Raw genomic sequence first — 20604 nt, 5'->3', positions numbered from 1 at the left:
TCCGCAGTTTTATTTTCGGACGACGGATGTGACGGGCACCGTCAAACTTCCGGAGAAGGTGGAGATGGTGATGCCTGGGGACAATATTGGTTTGGAGGTGGAGTTGATCACGCCGATTGCGATGGAGAAAGAACTCCGGTTCGCCATTCGCGAAGGGGGCCGGACGGTGGGTGCGGGGGTGGTCACGCAGATTATCGAATAATGCGAACAATCATCCATTTAGAATGTTCCGCGTGCAAAAACCGGAATTATACGCTGACCAAAAACAAGACAAAGCACGCGGAAAAGATGAAGACGAGCAAATATTGCCGGACCTGCCGGAAGCATACGGAGCATAAAGAGACAAAGTAGAGGGAGCGTCGGTTAACGGTAAACCACTGGTCTCCAAAACCAGGACTGGAGGTTCGATTCCTCCCGCTCCCGCTTTTGATGCGGGGGGAGGGGGATAATTGCTTAGTGGAAGCGCACCATCTGGCTTTGCCGGTGGTGCGCGCGGGGTTTGGGGCCATTTGAGGCCCGAAATAAATTAGACACGAGTAGTCACAACCGGGCCGAAAGGGCCCCAAATATTATGACTCCCAAACGGTGGACATTCTTGAGTTACGGCGTGGCCTCGGTGCTCTCCTTTTTTGTCTTCCGCCAGATTCTGGGGACGGTATGGGACTATTTCCGCTGGCCGCTTTTTGAAGAATGGGTGGTTCAATTTCCCGACCTGGCTTCGCTGGGACTGGCGGGCGCCGCCTTTGTTATTCTTAAACGCAATCGGCAGGCCGGCGATTTTATGGGGGAGGTCGTGGCCGAATTGGGTAAGGTCACCTGGCCGCTCAAAAAAGAAACGCTCGTTTCGGCGGTGATTGTGGTCGTTATGGTGGGAATTGCCGCGGTGATCCTTTCGATATTCGACACTGTCTGGGGGACATCCACCCAAAGGTTGCTCGCTTTTTAACCGCCGGGCCGAAAGGGCCCCAAGTATCAATGAACTGGTATGTCGTTCACACCTATTCGGGGTTCGAGCAGAAGGCCAAACTGGCGCTTGAGGAACGGATCAGATCGCTCAATGTCAAGCCCCTGTTCGAGGAAATTTTGGTCCCCTCCGAGAGCGTTGTCGAAATCAAAAAGGGCCAAAAACGCACCGCCATGCGCAAATTTTTTCCGGGCTACATCCTCGTCAAAATGGATTTAAACGACGAGACCTGGCATGTGGTGAAGGGGACGCCGAAAATCACGGGATTTGTGGGAAACAGCCGAAACCCGCCGGTGGTGCCGGAAGAAGAGGTGCGAAAGATCACCCAGCGCATCGACGAGGGGCAGATGAAACCCAAGATGCGGGTCACCTTCGAAAAGGGGGAGTCGGTGCGCGTGATCGACGGGCCGTTCAACACGTTCAACGGCATCGTCGACGAGGTGAACGAGGACAAGGGACGGCTTAAAGTGCTGGTGAGCATCTTTGGAAGATCAACGCCGGTGGAGCTGGAGTTTGCGCAGGTGGAGAAGAATTAGGTACAAAGTGCCTGAGTGCCTGCGTGCCTGAGTGCCCGTGTAAACGCGGGAACGCGGGCACCCAGGAACCCAGGCACAGTAAAAAATGGCCAAAAAAGCGGTCGCACAAATCAAACTGCAATGTCCCGCCGGCGCGGCAAACCCGGCGCCTCCTGTGGGGCCGGCGCTCGGCCAGCACGGCATCAACATCATGGAGTTCTGCAAGCAGTTCAACGCCGCCACGCAGAAGCAGGCGGGGATGATCATCCCGGCCATTATCACCGTTTACTCCGACCGGTCGTTTACTTTTATCCTGAAAACCCCTCCAGCCTCGGTGCTCATCAAGAAAGCGGCGAAGGTCGAAAAAGGGAGCGGGCTCACCGGCAAGGAAAAGGTGGGAAAGATCACGAAGGCGCAGGTGGAGGAAATTGCCAAAATCAAACTTCCCGATCTGAACTGCGCCACGCTTGATGCCGCCGTCAATACGGTGGCCGGAACGGCGAGAAGCATGGGGATCGAAGTCGTTTGAGTGCCAGAGTGCCAGAGTGCCAGAGTGCCTGAGTTCCCGCGTAAACACGGGCACCCGGACACACAGGCACTTAAGGCACAATAAAACATGCCAAGCAAACGATACAAGGCTTTGCGTGAAAAAATTGATCCGGCGAAGAAGTATTCCCTCGACGAGGGGATCCGCCTCATTTCCGAGATGAAGGGGGAAAAGTTCGACCAGACGGTTGATGTCGCCATCCGCCTGGGGGTTGATCCCAAACAGTCCGATCAGCAGGTGCGCGGGGCTGTCCCGCTCCCCCACGGCCTGGGAAAGAAAATCCGTGTGATCGCCTTCGCCAAGGGGGAGAAAGAGGCAGAGGCAAGGGAGGCCGGGGCCGACCAGGTCGGGGGGGATGATCTGGCCAAAAAGATTGCGGAGGGATGGATGGAGTTCGACAGCGCCGTGGCCACCCCCGACATGATGCCGGCGGTCTCCAAGCTTGGGAAGATCCTTGGCCCACGCGGCCTGATGCCCAACCCGAAAACCGGCACGGTGACTTTTGATGTGGGGAAGGCGGTGAGGGAACTCAAAATGGGAAAGGCGGAATTCAAGACCGAAAAGGCGGGGATTGTCCACTGCGCCATCGGCAAGGTCTCCTTCGGGCCTCAAAAATTAAAGGACAACCTTACCGCCCTCCTCGAAACGGTCGCCAAAATGAAACCGGCGTCCGCAAAAGGAAACTATTTTAAAGGGCTGGCCCTCTCGGCCACGTTTGGCCCCGGCGTTCGGATCGATGTGTCCGAAGTCGATAAATTGCATGCATAAGAATTTTTTATGAATAAAGCGGAAAAACAGGCTGAAGTTGGAAAGTTGAAAGAGCAGTTTTTAAAGGCCAGGATCCTTCTTCTCACCGACTACAAGGGGCTCAAGGTGTCCGAGTCCAGCCGACTGCGTCTGGAACTTCATTCAAAGGGGGCCTCCCGGATGAAGGTGGTTAAAAACCGCTTGGCCAAAATCGCGGTAAAAGGAACCGTTCTTGAATTTTTAACCGATTTTTTCAGGGGGACAACGGCGGTGACGACCACGGAGGGGGACCCCGCGCAGACAGCCAAAATTCTGGTCAAATTCGCCAAGGACAACGAAAAGGTGAAGTTCAAGGCGGCGGGGATGGACGGAAAACCGCTGACGGAACAGCAGATAAAGGCGTTGGCCACCTTGCCCTCCCGGGAGGAACTGCTGGCCAGACTTGCAGGCTCAATGCAGGCGCCGGCCCGAAACTGGGTGACGGTTTTGGCCCAAATCCCCCGGCGGGTGGTGAATGTGCTGGCGGCGATTCGGGATAAAAAACAAACTAAAGATTGTTAGGAAGTTGGTGACGTTGAGGCGCAACAACCCGCGTCTCGGCAACTAGCGACTAGCAAGTCATTCACATGGCAGACATCAATGCGGAACAGATTCTCGAGGCGGTATCGAAGATGACCGTTCTGGAGGTTTCCGAGCTGGTCAAAAAATTCGAGGAAAAATTCGGCGTCTCCGCGGCGGCCCCGATGGTGGTTGCGGGCACGGGAGGAGGGCCGGCGGGCGCGGCCCCGGCGGAGGAAAAAACGGAGTTTACCGTCGTCCTTGTCCATGCGGGGGACAACAAGATCGGTGTCATCAAGGAGGTTCGCGCCATTACCGGGTTGGGCCTGAAAGAGGCCAAAGACCTGGTTGAAGGGGCCCCCAAGACGGTGAAGGAGGGGATCAACAAGGCGGACGCCGAAAAGATCAAGGTCCAGCTGGAAAAGGCAGGGGCGAAAGTGGAATTGAAGTGACTTGTGTCATCCCCGTGAAAACGGGGATCCAGTGAACCTGACATGGATTCCCGCTTTCGCGGGAATGACCGTAACCGTTTGTGAAGGAGTCTTCATGCACCCATTAACCGCGGGCAATTTTCGCTTGCGCAAGGATTTTTCGCGCATCAAAAAAATCGTCGATATCCCGAACCTCATTGAACTTCAAAAGCAGTCGTATGTCAAATTTTTGCAGATGGAGGTTCCCCCCGACCAGCGGGAAGACGCGGGGCTTCAGGCCATCTTCAAGAGCGTTTTTCCCATCCGTGATTTCAACAACACCGCCTCGCTCGAGTTTGTCGGTTATTCGTTTGAAAAGCCCAAATACGACGTAAACGAATGCCGGAGCCGGGGCATGACCTATGAGGTCCCCATGAAGGTGGTGGTCCGGCTGGTGGTCTGGGACACCGACTCCGAAACCGGATCGCAGACCATCCGCGACGTGAAAGAGCAGGAGGTCTATTTCGGTACCATCCCCCTCATGACCGAAAACGGCACCTTTATCGTCAACGGCACCGAGCGGGTGGTGGTTTCGCAACTGCACCGCTCACCCGGTTCCTTCTTCGAGCATGACAAGGGAAAAACGCACGCCTCGGGCAAGCTCCTCTATTCCGCCCGGGTGATCCCCGGCAGAGGTTCGTGGCTCGATTTTGAATTCGATGCCAAGGATATCCTCCATGTCCGCATCGACCGGCGGCGCAAACTGCCGGTCACCGTTCTTCTCCGGGCCCTCGGCATGACGGCCGGGGAAATCCTCAACTATTTCTACCGCGCCGAGGTCATTGCCGTCGATGGAAAAAAGCTCTCCAAAAACGTCGTGCCTGAAGTGCTCAAGTATCTCCGGGCCCCTTACGACATAAAAAATCCCAAGACGGGCGAGGTGGTCGTCAAAAAAGACCGCAAGTTTACGGCGCCGGCGCTGGAAAAAATGGCCAAGGCCAAGATCAGGGAACTGCCGGTTACAGACGAAGAGATCATCGGCCGTGTGGCGGCCCATGATGGGATCGACAAGTCGACCGGCGAGGTGATCCTCGAGGTGGGCTGTGCCCTGACCGAAGAGAAGCTGGCTGAAATCCGCAAGCGGAAGATCCCCGAGATTCCCCTTTTGTTCATGGATGTGCTGAATGTCGGCCCCTACATCCGGCAGACGCTTTTAATCGACAAGATATCCACCCCCGAAGAGGCGGTGATCGAAATCTACCGGAGACTGCGCCCCGGCGATCCCTCCACGCTCGAGGCGGCCACCACCCTGTTCGAGAATCTTTTTTTCAACCCTGAACGTTACGATCTTTCAAAAGTCGGGCGTCTTAAAATAAACCACAAATTCGGTTTCGATGTGCCCCTCGAGGTCACCACCCTTCGCAAGGAGGACATCCTCGAAGTGGTCCGGTATCTCTGCCGCTTGAAGGACGGCGAAGGGACGGTGGACGACATCGACCATCTGGGAAACCGCAGAATCCGGGCCGTCGGCGAACTGCTGGAAAACCAGTACCGCATCGGGCTGGTGCGGATGGAGCGGGCCATCAAGGAAAGGATGAGCCTTCAGGAAATTGAGACGCTGATGCCCAACGACCTGATCAACGCCAAGCCGGTCTCGGCGGTGGTCAAGGAATTTTTCGGGTCGTCCCAGCTTTCGCAATTCATGGATCAGACCAATCCTCTGGCCGAGGTGACCCACAAGCGGCGCCTTTCGGCCCTGGGGCCGGGGGGCCTGACGCGCGAACGGGCGGGATTTGAGGTCCGCGACGTCCACGCCACCCACTACGGGCGCATCTGCCCCATCGAAACGCCGGAAGGGCCGAACATCGGGCTCATCTCGTCCTTGTCCACCCATGCCCGCGTCAACGAATACGGCTTTATCGAAACCCCTTACCGCAAAGTAACTGAAGGGAGGGTGACCTCCGAGGTGTCCTATTATTCCGCGCTGGAAGAGGAAGACCATGTCATCGCGCAGGCCAACGCCCAGCTCGATGCCAAGGGATATTTCATCGACGAGATGGTCAGTTGCCGAAAGAACGGCGAATTCGCGCTGGCGCCCCGGGGGGAGGTGGATCTGATGGATGTTTCCCCCAATCAGCTGGTCAGCATTGCCGCCTCGCTGGTGCCGTTTCTGGAGCATGACGACGCCAACCGCGCCCTCATGGGGGCCAACATGCAAAGGCAGGCGGTTCCTCTGCTTCGAAATACCGCCCCCATAGTGGGAACCGGCATCGAGCCGATTGTCGCCCGCGATTCGGGGGTGACGGTTTCCGCCAGACGGGACGGCATCGTCATTTCGGTGGACGCCTCGCGCATCGTCGTCAAGGCGGAGAGGGCCAAGAAAAAAGATGGGGCCTCGGAGGTCGATATCTACAGCCTCATGAAGTACCAGCGTTCCAACCAGAACACCTGCTTAAACCAGATTCCCATCGTACACGTTGGCGACAAGGTCAAAAAAGGGGAGATCATCGCCGACGGCGCCTCCACCGACCGGGGGGAGCTGGCGCTGGGGCAGCATGTGATGGTCGCGTTCATGCCGTGGGGGGGCTACAACTTCGAGGACTCCATTCTTCTTTCGGAACGTCTGGTAAAAGACGATGTCTTCACCTCCATCCACATCGAGGAATTCGAGTGCGTGGCGCGCGACACGAAGCTCGGCAAGGAGGAGATCACCCGCGATATCCCCAATGTGGGGGAGGAGTCGCTCAAGAATCTCGACGAGTCGGGCATCATCCGCATCGGCGCCGAGGTTGTGCCCGACGACATCCTCGTGGGCAAGATCACGCCGAAGGGGGAAACCCAGCTCTCCCCGGAGGAAAAACTCCTGCGGGCCATTTTCGGCGAAAAGGCGGGCGACGTGAAAGATACCTCTCTTCGCGCCGGCCCCGGCGTGGTTGGGACGGTGATTGCCTCACAGGTATTCTCCCGGGAAGGGGTCGACCTGGACGAGCGCTCGAAAGACCAGCAGGATCAGGCCGCCAAGAAGCTTAAAAAAGACCAGCTCGATGAAATCGCCGTCATTCAGATTTCCGCCCAGAAAAAGCTGACCCAGCTCCTTGCGGGAAAGGTCTCCTCATCGAAGGTGATGGACGAGGAGGCGGAAAAAATCCTCATCAAAAAGGGGCAGACCATCACGGAATCGCTCCTGAAGCAGGTTCCCTTCGAAAAGTGGAAGGAGATCTCCTGCGAGGGGGGGCCGGAGGTCGAAGAGCAGATCGGCGAGATCATCGAAGACATGGAAGACCAGATCGACCTCGTCAAGATGATGTACGACCAGAAGGTGAACCGGCTCAAGAAAGGGGATGAACTCCCTCCGGGGGTCATCAAGCTGGTCAAGGTTTATGTCGCCATCAAGCGGAAGATTCGGGTCGGCGACAAGCTGGCGGGGCGGCACGGAAACAAGGGGGTGGTGAGCATCGTTCTGCCGGAAGAGGATATGCCCTACCTTGAAGACGGACGTCCGGTGGATCTGGTGTTGAATCCGCTCGGTGTTCCTTCCCGGATGAACGTGGGGCAGATTCTGGAGACGCATCTGGGATGGGCGGGAATCGAACTGGGCCGGAAGATTCAGGCGCTTCTCGACATAAAATTCGACCGCGATGCGATTGCGGGCACGATCAAAAAAATATACCACTCATCCGCCGTCAACGAGTTCCTCGAATCGGCATCGGATTCCGAAATAAAGGAGCTGGCGCACGACCTCGCCAAAAACGGCGTCCATTTCGCCAGCCCTGTCTTCGATGGCGCCAGGGAGGAGGAAATCAAAAATCTGCTCAAACTGGGCGGCCTCCCCGAGACGGGCCAGGCGACCCTCTTTGACGGCAAGACCGGCGAGGTCTTTGAGCATCCGGTCACGGTGGGGGAGATGTACATCATCAAGCTCCATCACCTGGTGGAAGACAAAATCCACGCCCGCTCGATAGGCCCTTACTCGCTGGTGACTCAACAGCCCCTTGGGGGGAAGGCCCAGTTCGGCGGCCAGCGGCTGGGGGAGATGGAGGTCTGGGCGATGGAGGCCTACGGCGCCGCCTATACGCTTCAGGAATTTCTCACGGTCAAGTCCGACGACGTGATCGGGAGGACCCGGATGTACGAGCATATCGTGAAGGGCAACCACGTTCTGGAACCGGGACTGCCGGAGTCGTTCAACGTGCTTATCCGCGAACTGCAGAGTCTGGCGTTGAACGTGGAGTTGATAGAAGAAAAATAAAGCGCCCATGTGCCCGAGTGCCCGTGTTTACGCGGGAACCCAGGCACCCAGGCACCCAAACACAAGAACCTTATGGATATCGCAACCTTTTTTGAAAAGCCAAAAGACCCGTTGAGCTATTCGGCCATCAAGGTGAGCCTTTCCGGCCCCGACCTGATCCGTTCGTGGTCCTTCGGGGAGGTGAGAAAGCCGGAGACCATCAACTACCGCACCTTCAAACCGGAGCGCGACGGCCTCTTCTGCGCGAAAATTTTCGGGCCGGTGAAGGATTACGAATGCAACTGCGGAAAATACAAGCGGATGAAACACCGCGGGATTGTCTGCGAAAAATGCGGCGTGGAGGTCATCCAGTCGAAGGTCCGGCGTGAGCGGATGGGGCATATCAACCTGGCCACCCCGGTGGCCCACATCTGGTTTTTAAAGAGCCTCCCCTCCCGCATCGGCACCCTGCTCGATCTGACGCTCAAGGATCTGGAGCGGGTCCTCTACTGCGAGGCCTACATTGTCACCGACCCCGGTTCCACCTCCCTTGCCGAGGGACAGGTCTTGAACGAGGAGGAATATCAAAAGGGGCGGGCCGAATTCGGCGGCGGCTTCGAGGCGTCCATGGGTGGAAATGCCGTTCGCGATCTCCTGCGCAAAATCGATCTTGACGAGCTCTCCAAAAAGCTCCGCAAGGATCTGGAAAAAACCGGCTCCGAGGCGACCAAAAAAAGATTGTCCAAGCGCCTGAAGGTCGTGGAGGCGTTTCGCGATTCGGGCAACCGTCCCGAATGGATGATGCTGGAGGTCATTCCGGTTCTGCCGCCCGATCTGCGTCCGCTGGTTCCCCTGGAGGGGGGGCGCTTCGCCACTTCCGACTTGAACGACCTTTATCGCCGCGTGATCAATCGGAACAACCGTTTACTGCGTCTGGTGGAGCTGAATGCCCCGGAGATTATCATTCGGAACGAGATGCGGATGCTTCAGGAGGCGGTGGATGCCCTCTTCGACAACGGCCGGCGCGGCAAGGTTTTCACCGGCCCCAACAAGCGCCCCCTCCGTTCACTCTCCGACATGATCAAGGGAAAGCAGGGGCGATTTCGGCAGAATCTTCTGGGGAAAAGGGTGGACTACTCCGGCCGGTCGGTCATTGTGGTGGGGCCGGCCCTTCGTCTGCACCAGTGCGGTCTCCCCAAAAAAATGGCGCTCGAGCTTTTCAAGCCGTTCATTTTCAACAAACTGGAGGAGAAGGGTTTTGTCTCCACCCTGAAGAGCGCCCGCAAGATGGTGGAAAAGGAGCGCTCCGAGGTGTGGGATATTCTGGAAGAGGTGATCAAGGAACACCCGGTGATGCTGAACCGCGCCCCCACTCTCCACCGTCTCGGCATTCAGGCCTTTGAGCCGGTGCTGGTGGAAGGGAGCGCCATAAGGCTTCATCCTCTGGTCTGCGCCGCCTTCAACGCCGACTTCGACGGCGACCAGATGGCGGTGCATATCCCTCTTTCCACCGAGGCGCAGATCGAGGCGCGCGTGCTCATGATGTCCACCAACAACATCCTTTCCCCCGCCTCCGGCAAGCCGATCATCGTCCCCACGCAGGACATGGTGCTGGGCATCTATTATATGACCCGCGAACGCGAGGGGGCGGCGGGGTCGGGGAAAATTTTTGCCGGCCCGGAAGAGGTGCGCGCCGCGTGGGACCACCAGGCGGTTGAATTGCACGCCAAAATAAAGGTCCGGATGAAGGGGCAACTGGTCGAGACGACGGTCGGCCGGGTCCTCCTGGGCGAAATTCTGCCGGCGGCGATGAAGTTTGAAAACATCAACAAGGTGATGGACAAGAAATCAATCGCCGATCTTGTGGATCTCTGCTACCGCGCCGCGGGGAGCAAGGAAACGGTCCTTTTGGCCGACCGCCTGAAAAACATCGGCTTCGAATACGCGGGAAAGGCCGGCATTTCCATCTGTCTCGACGACATGAAAATTCCGGCCCGGAAAAAAGAGGTGCTCGACGACGCCCACCGGCAGGTCACCGAGGTGGAAACCCAGTACACCGAGGGGTTGATCACCGACGGGGAGCGCTACAACAAGGTGGTGGATATCTGGGCGCAGGCCACCGAGAAGGTGGCCGGCGAAATGATGAAGGACATGAGCCAGGAAATTTATGTCGATGAAAAAGGGCATGAAAAGAAAATGCCGAGCTTCAACCCCATCTACATCATGGCCGATTCCGGTTCGCGCGGCTCGCAACAGCAGATGCGCCAGCTGGCCGGAATGCGGGGCCTCATGGCCAAGCCATCCGGCGAAATCATCGAGACCCCCATCACCGCCAATTTCCGGGAGGGGTTGACGGTGCTCCAGTATTTTATCTCCACCCACGGCGCGCGAAAGGGGCTGGCCGACACCGCCCTGAAGACCGCCAATTCCGGTTACCTTACCCGCCGTCTGGTGGATGTGGCGCAGGATATGGTGGTGACCGAGGTCGACTGCGGCGCGCTGGACGGCATTGAGATGACCCCGCTCGTTGAGGGGGGAGAGATTATCGAACCGTTGGGCGACCGCCTACTCGGGCGCGTGGCGCTGGACGATGTGCCCGATCCCGTCACGGGGGAGGTGCTGGTTCCCGCCGGAGATGAAATCGATGAAGATCTTGTAGACAAGGTGGAGGAGGCCGGAATTGAAAGGGTCAGGATTCGTTCGGTGCTCACCTGCCAGTCGCGCGACGGTGTCTGCGTGAAATGCTACGGGCGGGATCTCGCAAGAGGCCATATCGTAAACATCGGTGAGGCGGTCGGCGTCATCGCGGCGCAGTCGATCGGCGAACCGGGGACCCAGCTCACCATGCGGACTTTCCATATCGGCGGAACCGCCTCACGACGCGCCGAGCAGTCGATGCTCGAGTGCCGCCACGAAGGCCATATCCGTTTTCTCAATGTCCGGTCGGTCACCAACAAATACGGTTTTTTAACCGTCATGAACCGCCACGGCGAAATCGCCGTCATGGACGAAACGGGCCGCGAGCGCGAAAAATATCCGCTGACCTACGGGGCCATTCTCAAGGTGAAGGACGGCGAAAGGGTGAAGGCCAAACAGTTATTGGCCGAATGGGATCCCTACACGGTGCCCATTTTGACCGAGGTGGGGGGTGTGGTGAAATACGGCGATGTTGTCGAGGGGTTGACCATGCAGGAGGTCATCGACGAGGTGACCGGCCTGTCGCGCAAAATCATCACCGAGTCGAAGGATCCGGCCCGCCGCCCCCGCGTTTCCATCAAGGATCCTTCGGGGAAGACCATTGTTCTCCCTTCCACCGGGTCGGAGGCCCGATATCTTCTGCCCGTCAAGGCCAACATCGTCGTCACCGAGGGGGAAGAGGTGAAAGGCGGCGACGTGATCGCCAAAATCCCGCGCGAAACCACCAAGACCAAAGACATCACCGGCGGTCTTCCGCGCGTGGCCGAGCTCTTCGAGGCGAGAAAGCCGAAAGAGTTCGCCGTCATCAGCGAAATCGACGGCCATGTGGTTTTTGGCAAGGACACCAAAGGGAAGCGCAAAGTCCTGGTGAAACCCGAAGTCGGCGAGCCCAAGGAATACCTCATTCCGAAGGGAAAACATGTTTCGGTGCACGAAGGCGAATTTGTCCGGGCCGGAGAACCCCTCATGGACGGATCCTCCAACCCGCACGATATCTTGAGGGTTTTGGGGGAAAAGGCCCTGGCCAAATACCTGACCGACGAGGTGCAGGAGGTCTATCGCCTGCAGGGGGTGAAGATCAACGACAAGCATATCGAGGTGATTGTCCGCCAGATGTTGCGGAAGGTGCGGGTGATGGATTCGGGCGACACCCGATTCCTGATCGACGAGCAGGTCGACCGGTTTGTCTTTGAGGAAGAAAACCAGAAGGCCAAAAAGAAAAAGGGGAAACCGGCTGTCGGCGAGCCGATGCTTTTGGGAATCACCAAGGCCTCGCTCACCACCGACAGCTTTATCTCGGCGGCCTCTTTCCAGGAGACGACCAAGGTGCTGACCGAGGCGGCCATCTCGGGCAAGACCGACGTCCTGAAAGGGTTGAAAGAAAACGTGATCATGGGGCGGCTCATTCCCGCCGGTACCGGTTTGAACCGTTATCGCCAGGTCAAGATGGATGTCGATTCCGAAGGGCTTCCGACGGAGGGGATTTCAATCCAGGCGGTGGCGTCGTAGGGGCTTGCGCAATCGGAAAGCGGCGCCCCATCCCGAAGGCCCTGGAGGTGACGCGCAGACCGGGGGCGGCCTGGCGGCGTTTGTACTCGTTGCGATCAATCATCCGGATGACTTTTTGAACCGCCCCCTTCTCATAACCCATCTTGATAATCTCCTCCTCGCTCCTTAAATCCTCCACGTAGGCCTTTAAAATGCCGTCGAGGATTTCATACGGCGGTAGGCTGTCCTGGTCGGTTTGATTGGGCTTGAGTTCCGCCGACGGCGGTTTGGTGAGGCAGTTTTGCGGAATAATTTCCTTTTTTCGATTGATATACCGCGACAACTTGTAAACCATCGTCTTCGGCAGGTCGGAAATCACCGCGAGGCCGCCGGACATATCGCCGTACAAGGTGCAATAACCCACCGCCAGTTCCGATTTGTTCCCGGTGCTTAAAACCAGATGCCCCAGTTTGTTCGAGACCGCCATCAACAAATTGCCGCGGATGCGCGCTTGGATATTTTCCTCAGTCGCATCGGCCTTTCTCCTCCCGAACATTTTCCGGAAACTTTTTTCATAGGCGGAATGCAGGGGGTTGATGCGAATTTCCCTTGTCCGCATCTTCAAATTTTTGGCAAGCCGCTCTGCGTCGGCGAGGCTGTGGTTGCTGGAATAACGGGAGGGCATGATCAGCCCCAGCACATTTGCGGGGCCGACCGCCTTGACCGCCAGACAGGCGGTGAGCGCCGAATCGATGCCGCCGGATAGCCCCAGGGCCACTTTCTTGAATCCGCATTTTCTCACATAATCGCGCAATCCAAAGACAAGCGCCTCTTCCAGAAGCGCCATGTCGTTCAGAGGGGCTCGCGTCGCCTCCGCCAAACTGCTCGGCGGACCCGCCGCGTTGTTTGGCGGGCCCTCCATCGGCAAGTCATCGAACTGTCGCGCAGTTTGCCTCATGCCTTCTGGCATGAGTTTACCTGCTTGACCCCCCTCAGCGCCGCTGTGCGGCTGGTTAAAAATCCCCTTTTTAGAATTGTCCAACTCAACAAAGGTCACCCCCTCTTTAAAGAAAGGGGCCAGCGCCAGAAGATTTCCCTCCGGCCCAACGACCATCGAGCCGCCGTCAAAGATCAGCTCGTCATTCCCCCCCACCTGATTCACATAGACCACCGGCAGATGGTGGCGCCTGGCCAGCGCCGAAATCATGTCGCGACGAACATTAAACTTGCCGATGGAATAGGGGGAGGCGGAAATGTTGACGAGAATTTCGGAACCCTTCCCCACCAGTTCGGCAATCGGATCTTCGGGATAGAGACGTCGGCCCCAAAAAGCGGGGTCGTTCCAGATATCCTCGCAGATCGACACCCCCCAGATGCGCCCCCGGTAATCGATGGTGTCGCGGACAGGGCCGGGCTCAAAATAGCGCGTTTCATCGAACACATCGTAGGACGGGAGAAGGCTCTTGTGAAAAACCTTTTTGATCTTTCCCTCCTCGCACCAGGCGGCGGAATTGAAGAGGGGCTTTCCCGTTTTTTCGGGATTTTTTTCCACGAGGCCGACAAGAACCGCAATGCCGACAGCCGCAGACGCCACCTTCTCAACTGCCGCCCGGTTTTTTTCGATGACATGAGGAAGCTCCAGCAGATCACGCGGCGGGTAACCCAGAAGGGTCATTTCGTGGAAAACGGCCAGATCGGCGCCGGCTCCTCCCGCCTTTTGCACGGCCTGAAGGATCTTTTTTAAATTTCCCTCGATGTCCCCGACAGTCGAGTTGATTTGTCCAAGCGCGATTTTCATTCTTGACGAAGAAGAGAGGATTGACTAAAAACAGGTAAAATTCAATAATAAAAGGAATTTATGGCCCGTGTCACCGTTGAAGATTGTTTGCGAAAAATCGACAGCCGCTTTGCCTTGGTGCATCTGACGGCCAAGCGGGTGCGTCAGCTTGAAAAAGGGGCGAAACGAATGGTCCCCTCGGATAACAAACTGGTGGTCCAGGCCCTGCGCGAAATCGCCGCCGGCAAGGCCCGCGGCGAACTCCCCGAAGACCCCGATCAAGATTGATCCCGCCCGCTTGCCTGTAACTCTCCCATTTTATCGGCAAAAAATCTTCCAAAAAACCGCTTGAAATCGTGAAAATATCGGGGGTAGGCTGAAAATTCGGGGATTGTATATGAAATTTTGCACACCTGAAAATTTGGAACAAATCCAAAGAGATTTGAGCCGGAAGGGGCTTTATCGCCCCGAATACGAGCACGACTCGTGCGGCGTTTCGTTTGTCGCGCACACAAAGGGGAAAAAGTCGCACACCATCGTCGAAAAGGCCATCCAGGCCCTGGTGAATCTGGAACACCGCGGCGCCTGCGGGTGCGAAGTAAATACCGGCGACGGCGCGGGAATTCTGATACAGGTGCCGCATGAGTTTCTCGCCAAAGAATGTGAAAGGCTCGACATCAAACTCCCAAAACCGGGCGCATACGGCGTCGGAACCCTCTTTTTGCCGCAAACTGCCGGGGAACGGGAAAAGGCCGAGCGGATTCTCCAAAGAATTATTCAGGAACAACAGCAGTTGTTTCTCGGTTTTCGCGATGTCCCCGTTGACAACGCGACAATCGGCCCTTCGGCCCGCGAGGGGATGCCGGCGATCCGGCAGTTTTTTATCGGCATGGGAAAATCAAAAACCCCGTCCGACCCCCAAGCCTTCGAACGGTGGCTTTTTGTCATCCGCAAATGTTTTGAAAACGCCATCCGCAAATCGGGGCTGAAGGACTCTTCAAAAATTTATATCCCATCCCTCTCCTGCCGGACGTTGATTTACAAGGGGATGCTCAAGTCCACGCAACTTGTCCCCTTTTATCCCGACCTCAAAAATCCGGCGATGAAATCGGCGCTGGCGATGGTGCATGCCCGGTTTTCCACCAACGTCCTCCCCAACTGGGAACTGGCCCACCCCTTCCGATACATGTGCCACAACGGCGAGATCAACACACTGCGGGGCAACATCAACTGGATGCGCGCCCGCGAGGCGCTGTTCGAATCGGATATTTTCGGCGATGAAATCAAAAAAATCCTTCCGGTGATCCGCGAAGGGGGAAGCGACTCGGCCACGTTCGACAACGCACTGGAAATGCTGGTGATGGGGGGGCGCTCCCTCCCCCACGCCGTCATGATGATGATTCCCGAGGCGTGGAGCGGGCACGAAAACATGCCGCAAGAGAAAAAGGATTTTTATGAATACCATTCCTGCCTGATGGAGCCGTGGGATGGACCTGCGTCCATCGCGTTTACAGACGGAACGGTCATCGGAGCGGTGCTCGACCGAAACGGATTGAGACCGTCCCGCTATTATGTCACCAAAGACGACCTCGTCATCATGGCCTCCGAGGTCGGGGTGCTGGATGTGCCGCCCGAAGATGTGGTGATAAAAGGGCGCCTCCAGCCGGGAAAGATGTTTCTGGTGGACTTAAGCGAAGGGAGGATTATCGACGACGCCGAATTGAAAACCCGGCTCGTCCGCGAAAAACCGTATGGAAAGTGGCTAAAGGCACATCTGACCCCTCTGGAAGAGATACCCCCCTCTCCCCATCTCCCAGAACCCGACCACGACACGGTCACAAGGCGTCAGATAATTTTCGGATACTCCAACGAAGACGTAAATCTGCTCATGTCGCCCATGGCCTTAAACGGCGAAGAGGCGATCGGCTCGATGGGGAACGACGCCCCGCTGGCGGTTCTTTCCGAACGTCCTCAAAACCTCTTCAATTATTTCAAGCAACTCTTCGCACAGGTCACCAACCCTCCGCTCGACGCCATTCGGGAGGAGCTTGTGACGTCGGTGGACACGACCATCGGGCCGGAGCGAAACTTGTTGAAGCCCGAACCGGAAAGCGCGCATCAGATCAAGCTGACCAATCCCGTCATCGACAACGACGAGCTGGCCAAATTGAGGCATCTGGCCGAAAAACCGTTCAAGGGCTTCCGCTCGCGGGTCATCCCCACACTGTTCAAAGTGGAAGACGGAGCCGGGGGAATGGAGCGCCGCCTGGAGGAAATTTTTTATGAGGCTTCGTTAGCCATCGACGAGGGATGTAACATCATCATCCTTTCGGACCGCGGCGTGGATGAAAACCGGGCGCCCATCCCCAGCCTTCTGTCCGTTGCCGGCCTGCACCACCATCTTGTCCGCAAGGGAATGCGCACCCGCGTGGGGCTTGTCGTGGAATCGGGAGAGCCGCGCGAGGTCCACCATTTTTCGCTTTTGATCGGCTACGGCGCCGGCGCCATCAATCCATACCTCGCCTTCGAAACGCTGGATGACCTGATCCGAAGCGGCTCCGTAAACGGGATCGACCACAAAACGGCGGTCAAAAAATACGTCAAGGCGGTCAGAAAGGGGATCGTCAAGGTGATGTCGAAGATGGGGGTGTCGGTTGTTCAAAGTTATTGCGGCGCCCAGATTTTTGAGGCGATCGGCTTGAACCGGGAGGTGATCGACAAATATTTCACCCACACCGCCTCGCGCATCGAGGGAATCGGCCTTACGGAGATCTGCAGGGAGGCCCTTCTGAATCACCAAAGGGCCTATCCCTTAAGGCTTGGCGGTCGTCCCCTCCTTGAATGGGGAGGGCAATACCAGTGGCGGAGCGACGGTGAATACCACCTTTTCAACCCCGATACGGTGGCCAAACTTCAGTATGCGACCAAAGCGGGTAGCACCAAGGACTTCAAGGAATATTCTAAACTGGTCAACGACCAGAGCCGGAACCTTTGCACTCTGCGCGGCCTTTTTGAATTCAAGAAGAGTCCGGGCGGACGGCATAGTCCCATTCCGATCGAGGAAGTAGAACCGGCAAAGGAGATTGTCAAACGGTTCAAGACCGGCGCCATGTCGTATGGCTCCATCAGCCAAGAGGCGCACGAAACGCTGGCGGTGGCCATGAACCGGATCGGCGGCAAATCCAATACCGGCGAAGGGGGGGAGGACCCGGCGCGGTATCTCCCCCAGCCAAACGGCGACTCGAAAAACAGCGCCATCAAGCAGGTGGCCTCGGCCCGTTTCGGTGTGACCAGCGAATATCTGGCGCAGGCCAAGGAATTGCAGATCAAGATCGCGCAGGGGGCCAAGCCGGGCGAGGGGGGGCAGTTGCCTGGCCCGAAGGTCTACCCATGGATTGCGAAGGTCCGCTATTCGACGCCGTATGTCGGCCTGATTTCTCCGCCGCCGCACCACGATATTTATTCCATCGAGGATCTGGCCCAGCTGATCTTCGACCTGAAGAATTCAAACCCGCAGGCGCGGGTCAGCGTCAAACTGGTGGCCGAGGTCGGTGTCGGCACGGTGGCGGCCGGGGTGGCCAAGGCGCACGCCGATGTGGTGCTCATTGCCGGATACGACGGCGGAACCGGCGCCAGCCCCCTAACCAGCATCAAACATGCCGGGGTCCCGTGGGAGCTGGGGATGGCGGAGACCCAGCAGGTTTTGGTGATGAACAAACTCCGCGACCGGATTGTCGTGGAGGTGGACGGCCAGCTGAAAACCGGCCGGGATGTCGCCATTGCCGCCCTTTTGGGAGGAGAGGAATTCGGTTTTTCCACAGCACCCTTGGTCGCCATGGGGTGCATCATGATGCGGGTCTGCCACTTGAACACCTGCCCGGTCGGCGTGGCCACGCAGGATCCGGAGCTTCGCAAAAAATTCACCGGCCAACCGGAACATGTCATCAATTATTTCTTTTTTGTCGCCGAGGAGTTGCGTGAGATCATGGCCGGGCTGGGATTCAGAACGGTGGATGAAATGATCGGGCGTTCCGACCGGCTCGATTTCAACAAGGCGATCGCCCACTGGAAGGCGCGAGGGCTGGACTTCTCGCCCGTTTTTTACCGCCCCGAGATGGGGCCCGATGTCGCCACCCGTTGCATCCGCCCGCAGGACCACGGCCTTGAAGCCGTGCTGGACAACAAACTCATCGAACGGGCAAGGCCCGCACTGGAGAAAAAACAACCGGTGCAGATTGAACTTCCGATTCGCAACATCGATCGCGCCGTCGGCGCCATGCTGGGCTACACATTGACGAAAAAATATGGCGGAAAAGGTCTTCCCGATGACACCATTCAAATCACGTTCAACGGCTCGGCGGGGCAAAGTTTCGGGGCCTTTATCCCGAAAGGGATGACGTTCACCCTCATCGGTGACGCCAACGACTATTTCGGCAAGGGGTTGTCAGGAGGGAAAATTTTTGTTTATCCGCCAGGGGAATCGCCGTTTGTGCCGGAAAAAAACATCATCATCGGAAACGTCGCCTTTTATGGCGCCACCTCTGGCTGTGCCTATATCCGGGGCGTTGCCGGCGAACGCTTCTGCGTCAGAAACAGCGGCGTTCATGCCGTGGTGGAAGGGGTGGGGGATCATGCCTGCGAATACATGACCGGCGGCAGAGTTCTTGTTTTGGGCAAAACCGGGCGAAACTTTGGGGCCGGCATGAGCGGGGGAATTGCTTTTGTTCATGACCCGGACAATGAATTTGAAAAAAATTGCAACCTTTCCATGGTGGAACTCCAGGCCGTCAACGAAGACGAGGATATTGAGTTGATCAAAAGGCTTCTGCAAAATCATTTCAAATTTACCGGAAGCACGGTGGCCAAGAGGATCTTCGACAACTTCAACCGGGAGCTGGCCCATTTTGTGAAGGTCATGCCGATCGACTACAAAAAGGCGCTGGTGGAAATCAGGCGGAAAATGAAGGAGCAGGGAATCTCGGAAGAACAGGCGATGTATGGGTAAAATCACGGGCTTCATGGAAATTCCGCGGGAAGACTGGCCGCAGAGGCCGATCCCCGAACGGATTCACGACTACAAGGAAATCTACAGCGAGTTTCCCGTCGACAAATTACGCGCCCAAGGGGCCCGTTGCATGGATTGCGGCATCCCCTTTTGCAATCAGGGATGTCCGCTGGGCAACTATATCCCGGAGTGGAACGACCTTGTCTACAAAAACCGCTGGAAAGAGGCCATCGAACGCCTGCATGCGACAAACAACTTTCCCGAATTCACCGGCCTTCTCTGCCCAGCCCCCTGCGAAGGGGCCTGCGTTCTGGGCATCAACGAAAAACCGGTGACCATCAAATACATTGAGTATCACATCATCGACCATGCCTTTAAAGAAGGATGGATTGTGCCTCAACCTCCCAAAAAATTGACCGGAAAAAAGGTGGCCGTGGTCGGTTCCGGCCCGGCCGGGTTGGCTTGTGCGCAACAACTGGCCCGGGTGGGTCACACGGTGACGGTGTTCGAGCGCGATGACCGGATCGGCGGCCTGCTCCGTTACGGCATTCCTGATTTCAAGATGCAAAAACACCGCATCGATACACGAATGAAACAGATGGAGGCCGAAGGGGTTTTTTTCAGGCCGAAAAGTAATATCGGAGGTGATCTATCAGCAGACACCCTGCACCGGGAGTTTGATGCCATCGCGTTGTGCGCCGGGGCCACACAGGCGCGCGATTTGAGTGTTCCCGGACGCGAGCTAAAGGGGGTTCATCTGGCGATGGAGTATCTGACGGAACAAAACCGGGTAAACGCCGGAGACAAAATTGCCGATCAGATTACGGCCACGGGAAAAAAAGTCATCATCCTTGGCGGCGGCGACACCGGCGCCGACTGCCTCGGCACCGCGCACCGTCAGGGGGCCGCCGACATTCACCAACTGGAACTTCTCCCGCGTCCACCGGATCAGAGGGCGCCGGATAATCCGTGGCCGCAATGGCCGATGGTTTTTCGCACCTCCCCGGCCCATAACGAGGGGGGCGATCGAGACTATTCCATCATGACCAAAAAATTATCAGGGGAAAAAGGGGTCTTGAAAAAACTCCATGCCGTCCGGCTGGAATGGGTCCCTTCCACCAACGGAGGCCCTCCCAAACCGCAGGAAATTCCCGGCAGTGAATTTGAGATCGAAGTCGACCTCCTGCTTCTGGCGATGGGATTTACCGGTCCGGAAAAGAAAGGGCCGATTGAACAGATGGGAATCAAACTAGACCCCCGCGGCAACGTGGAGGTAAACGCCGATTATGTGACCTCGGTGCCTGGCGTCTTTGCCGCCGGCGACGTCAAGCGGGGCGCCTCGCTGATTGTCTGGGCGATTGCCGAGGGCCGCAAATGCGCCCGCGGCATCGACAAATTCCTGATGGGTGAGACGGAGCTTCCCTGACAATATGGAAAAAATCTACATCCTCGCCGCCGTCATCGCCAGCGCCGTTATCCCCAGCTTCATCGCCAACCTGTCGTTTATGCCGCATCACCTTCTGCCAAAAAACCTGCCCGAGGGGATGGACGAGGAGTAAAGTTTCTGATAGAAGCAGGCGCGCGCCACCCTAGCTCAGCTGGTAGAGCAACTCATTCGTAATGAGTAGGTCGCCGGTTCGATCCCGGCGGGTGGCTCATCCTTTTTTT

14 protein-coding genes and 2 tRNA genes are annotated in these 20604 nt (G+C 57.2%); 15 read left to right on the top strand and 1 reads right to left on the bottom strand.

Annotation, left to right across the window (positions count from 1 at the left end):
* The 11 genes from tuf to rpoC form a co-directional block, all read left to right on the top strand.
* Nucleotides 1–202 (top strand): elongation factor Tu (gene tuf / locus HYU99_00455; protein MBI2338825.1); only part of this gene is annotated, 202 nt, incomplete at its 5' end.
* Nucleotides 202–351: a 50S ribosomal protein L33 gene (rpmG, locus tag HYU99_00450; protein ID MBI2338824.1), complete on the top strand. Its 150-nt coding sequence runs from the start codon at nt 202–204 to the stop codon at nt 349–351. The genes tuf and rpmG, both read left to right, overlap by 1 nt.
* Nucleotide 352: 1 nt before the next feature.
* Nucleotides 353–423: transfer RNA gene (locus tag HYU99_00445), tRNA-Trp, on the top strand.
* Between the two features lie 148 nt (nt 424–571).
* A complete protein-coding gene (gene secE, locus HYU99_00440; GenBank protein ID MBI2338823.1) occupies nt 572–946 on the top strand; it encodes a preprotein translocase subunit SecE in 375 nt (124 codons plus the stop codon).
* 29 nt (nt 947–975) lie between these two features.
* A complete protein-coding gene (gene nusG / locus HYU99_00435; protein MBI2338822.1) occupies nt 976–1500 on the top strand; it encodes a transcription termination/antitermination protein NusG in 525 nt (174 codons plus the stop codon).
* Nucleotides 1501–1585: 85 nt separating this feature from the next.
* The gene (gene rplK / locus HYU99_00430) at nt 1586–2008 is read left to right on the top strand and encodes a 50S ribosomal protein L11 (protein MBI2338821.1); all 423 of its coding nucleotides are present in this window, start codon (nt 1586–1588) and stop codon (nt 2006–2008) included.
* 87 nt (nt 2009–2095) lie between these two features.
* Complete coding sequence (locus tag HYU99_00425; GenBank protein ID MBI2338820.1) at nt 2096–2794, top strand: 50S ribosomal protein L1; 699 nt, start codon at nt 2096–2098, stop codon at nt 2792–2794.
* 9 nt (nt 2795–2803) lie between these two features.
* Nucleotides 2804–3334, top strand: coding sequence for a 50S ribosomal protein L10 (gene rplJ, locus HYU99_00420; GenBank protein ID MBI2338819.1), 531 nt, complete (start codon nt 2804–2806; stop codon nt 3332–3334).
* A gap of 65 nt (nt 3335–3399) precedes the next feature.
* A complete protein-coding gene (gene rplL, locus HYU99_00415; protein ID MBI2338818.1) occupies nt 3400–3783 on the top strand; it encodes a 50S ribosomal protein L7/L12 in 384 nt (127 codons plus the stop codon).
* Between the two features lie 94 nt (nt 3784–3877).
* Nucleotides 3878–7990 carry a DNA-directed RNA polymerase subunit beta gene (rpoB, locus tag HYU99_00410; protein ID MBI2338817.1) on the top strand — a complete coding sequence of 1371 codons (4113 nt, stop codon included), beginning with the start codon at nt 3878–3880 and terminating at the stop codon, nt 7988–7990.
* A 72-nt stretch (nt 7991–8062) separates the two neighbouring features.
* Nucleotides 8063–12175, top strand: coding sequence for a DNA-directed RNA polymerase subunit beta' (gene rpoC / locus HYU99_00405; GenBank protein ID MBI2338816.1), 4113 nt, complete (start codon nt 8063–8065; stop codon nt 12173–12175).
* Here rpoC and HYU99_00400 read toward each other — a convergent pair.
* Nucleotides 12108–13952, bottom strand: a complete 1845-nt coding sequence (locus HYU99_00400) for an NAD+ synthase (GenBank protein ID MBI2338815.1) — start codon at nt 13950–13952, stop codon at nt 12108–12110. The two genes, rpoC and HYU99_00400, sit on opposite strands and share 68 nt — an antisense overlap.
* Nucleotides 13953–14012: 60 nt before the next feature.
* On the opposite strand from HYU99_00400, the gene HYU99_00395 reads away from it, so the two are divergent.
* From HYU99_00395 to HYU99_00380, 4 genes are all read left to right on the top strand, one after another.
* Complete coding sequence (locus HYU99_00395; GenBank protein ID MBI2338814.1) at nt 14013–14219, top strand: DNA-directed RNA polymerase subunit omega; 207 nt, start codon at nt 14013–14015, stop codon at nt 14217–14219.
* A gap of 109 nt (nt 14220–14328) precedes the next feature.
* On the top strand, nt 14329–18936 hold the full coding sequence (gene gltB, locus HYU99_00390; GenBank protein MBI2338813.1) for a glutamate synthase large subunit: 4608 nt from the start codon (nt 14329–14331) through the stop codon (nt 18934–18936).
* Nucleotides 18929–20362, top strand: coding sequence for a glutamate synthase subunit beta (locus HYU99_00385; protein MBI2338812.1), 1434 nt, complete (start codon nt 18929–18931; stop codon nt 20360–20362). Before gltB ends, HYU99_00385 begins: the two co-directional genes overlap by 8 nt.
* Nucleotides 20363–20519: 157 nt before the next feature.
* Nucleotides 20520–20592, top strand: a tRNA-Thr gene (locus HYU99_00380).
* Nucleotides 20593–20604: the final 12 nt, after the last annotated feature.

This window comes from Deltaproteobacteria bacterium (genome assembly GCA_016183175.1).
Taxonomy (GTDB): domain Bacteria; phylum UBA10199; class UBA10199; order UBA10199; family SBBF01; genus JACPFC01.
The sequence above is the reverse complement of the archived record's forward strand: the minus strand, read 5'-3'. Positions and strand labels throughout refer to the sequence as shown.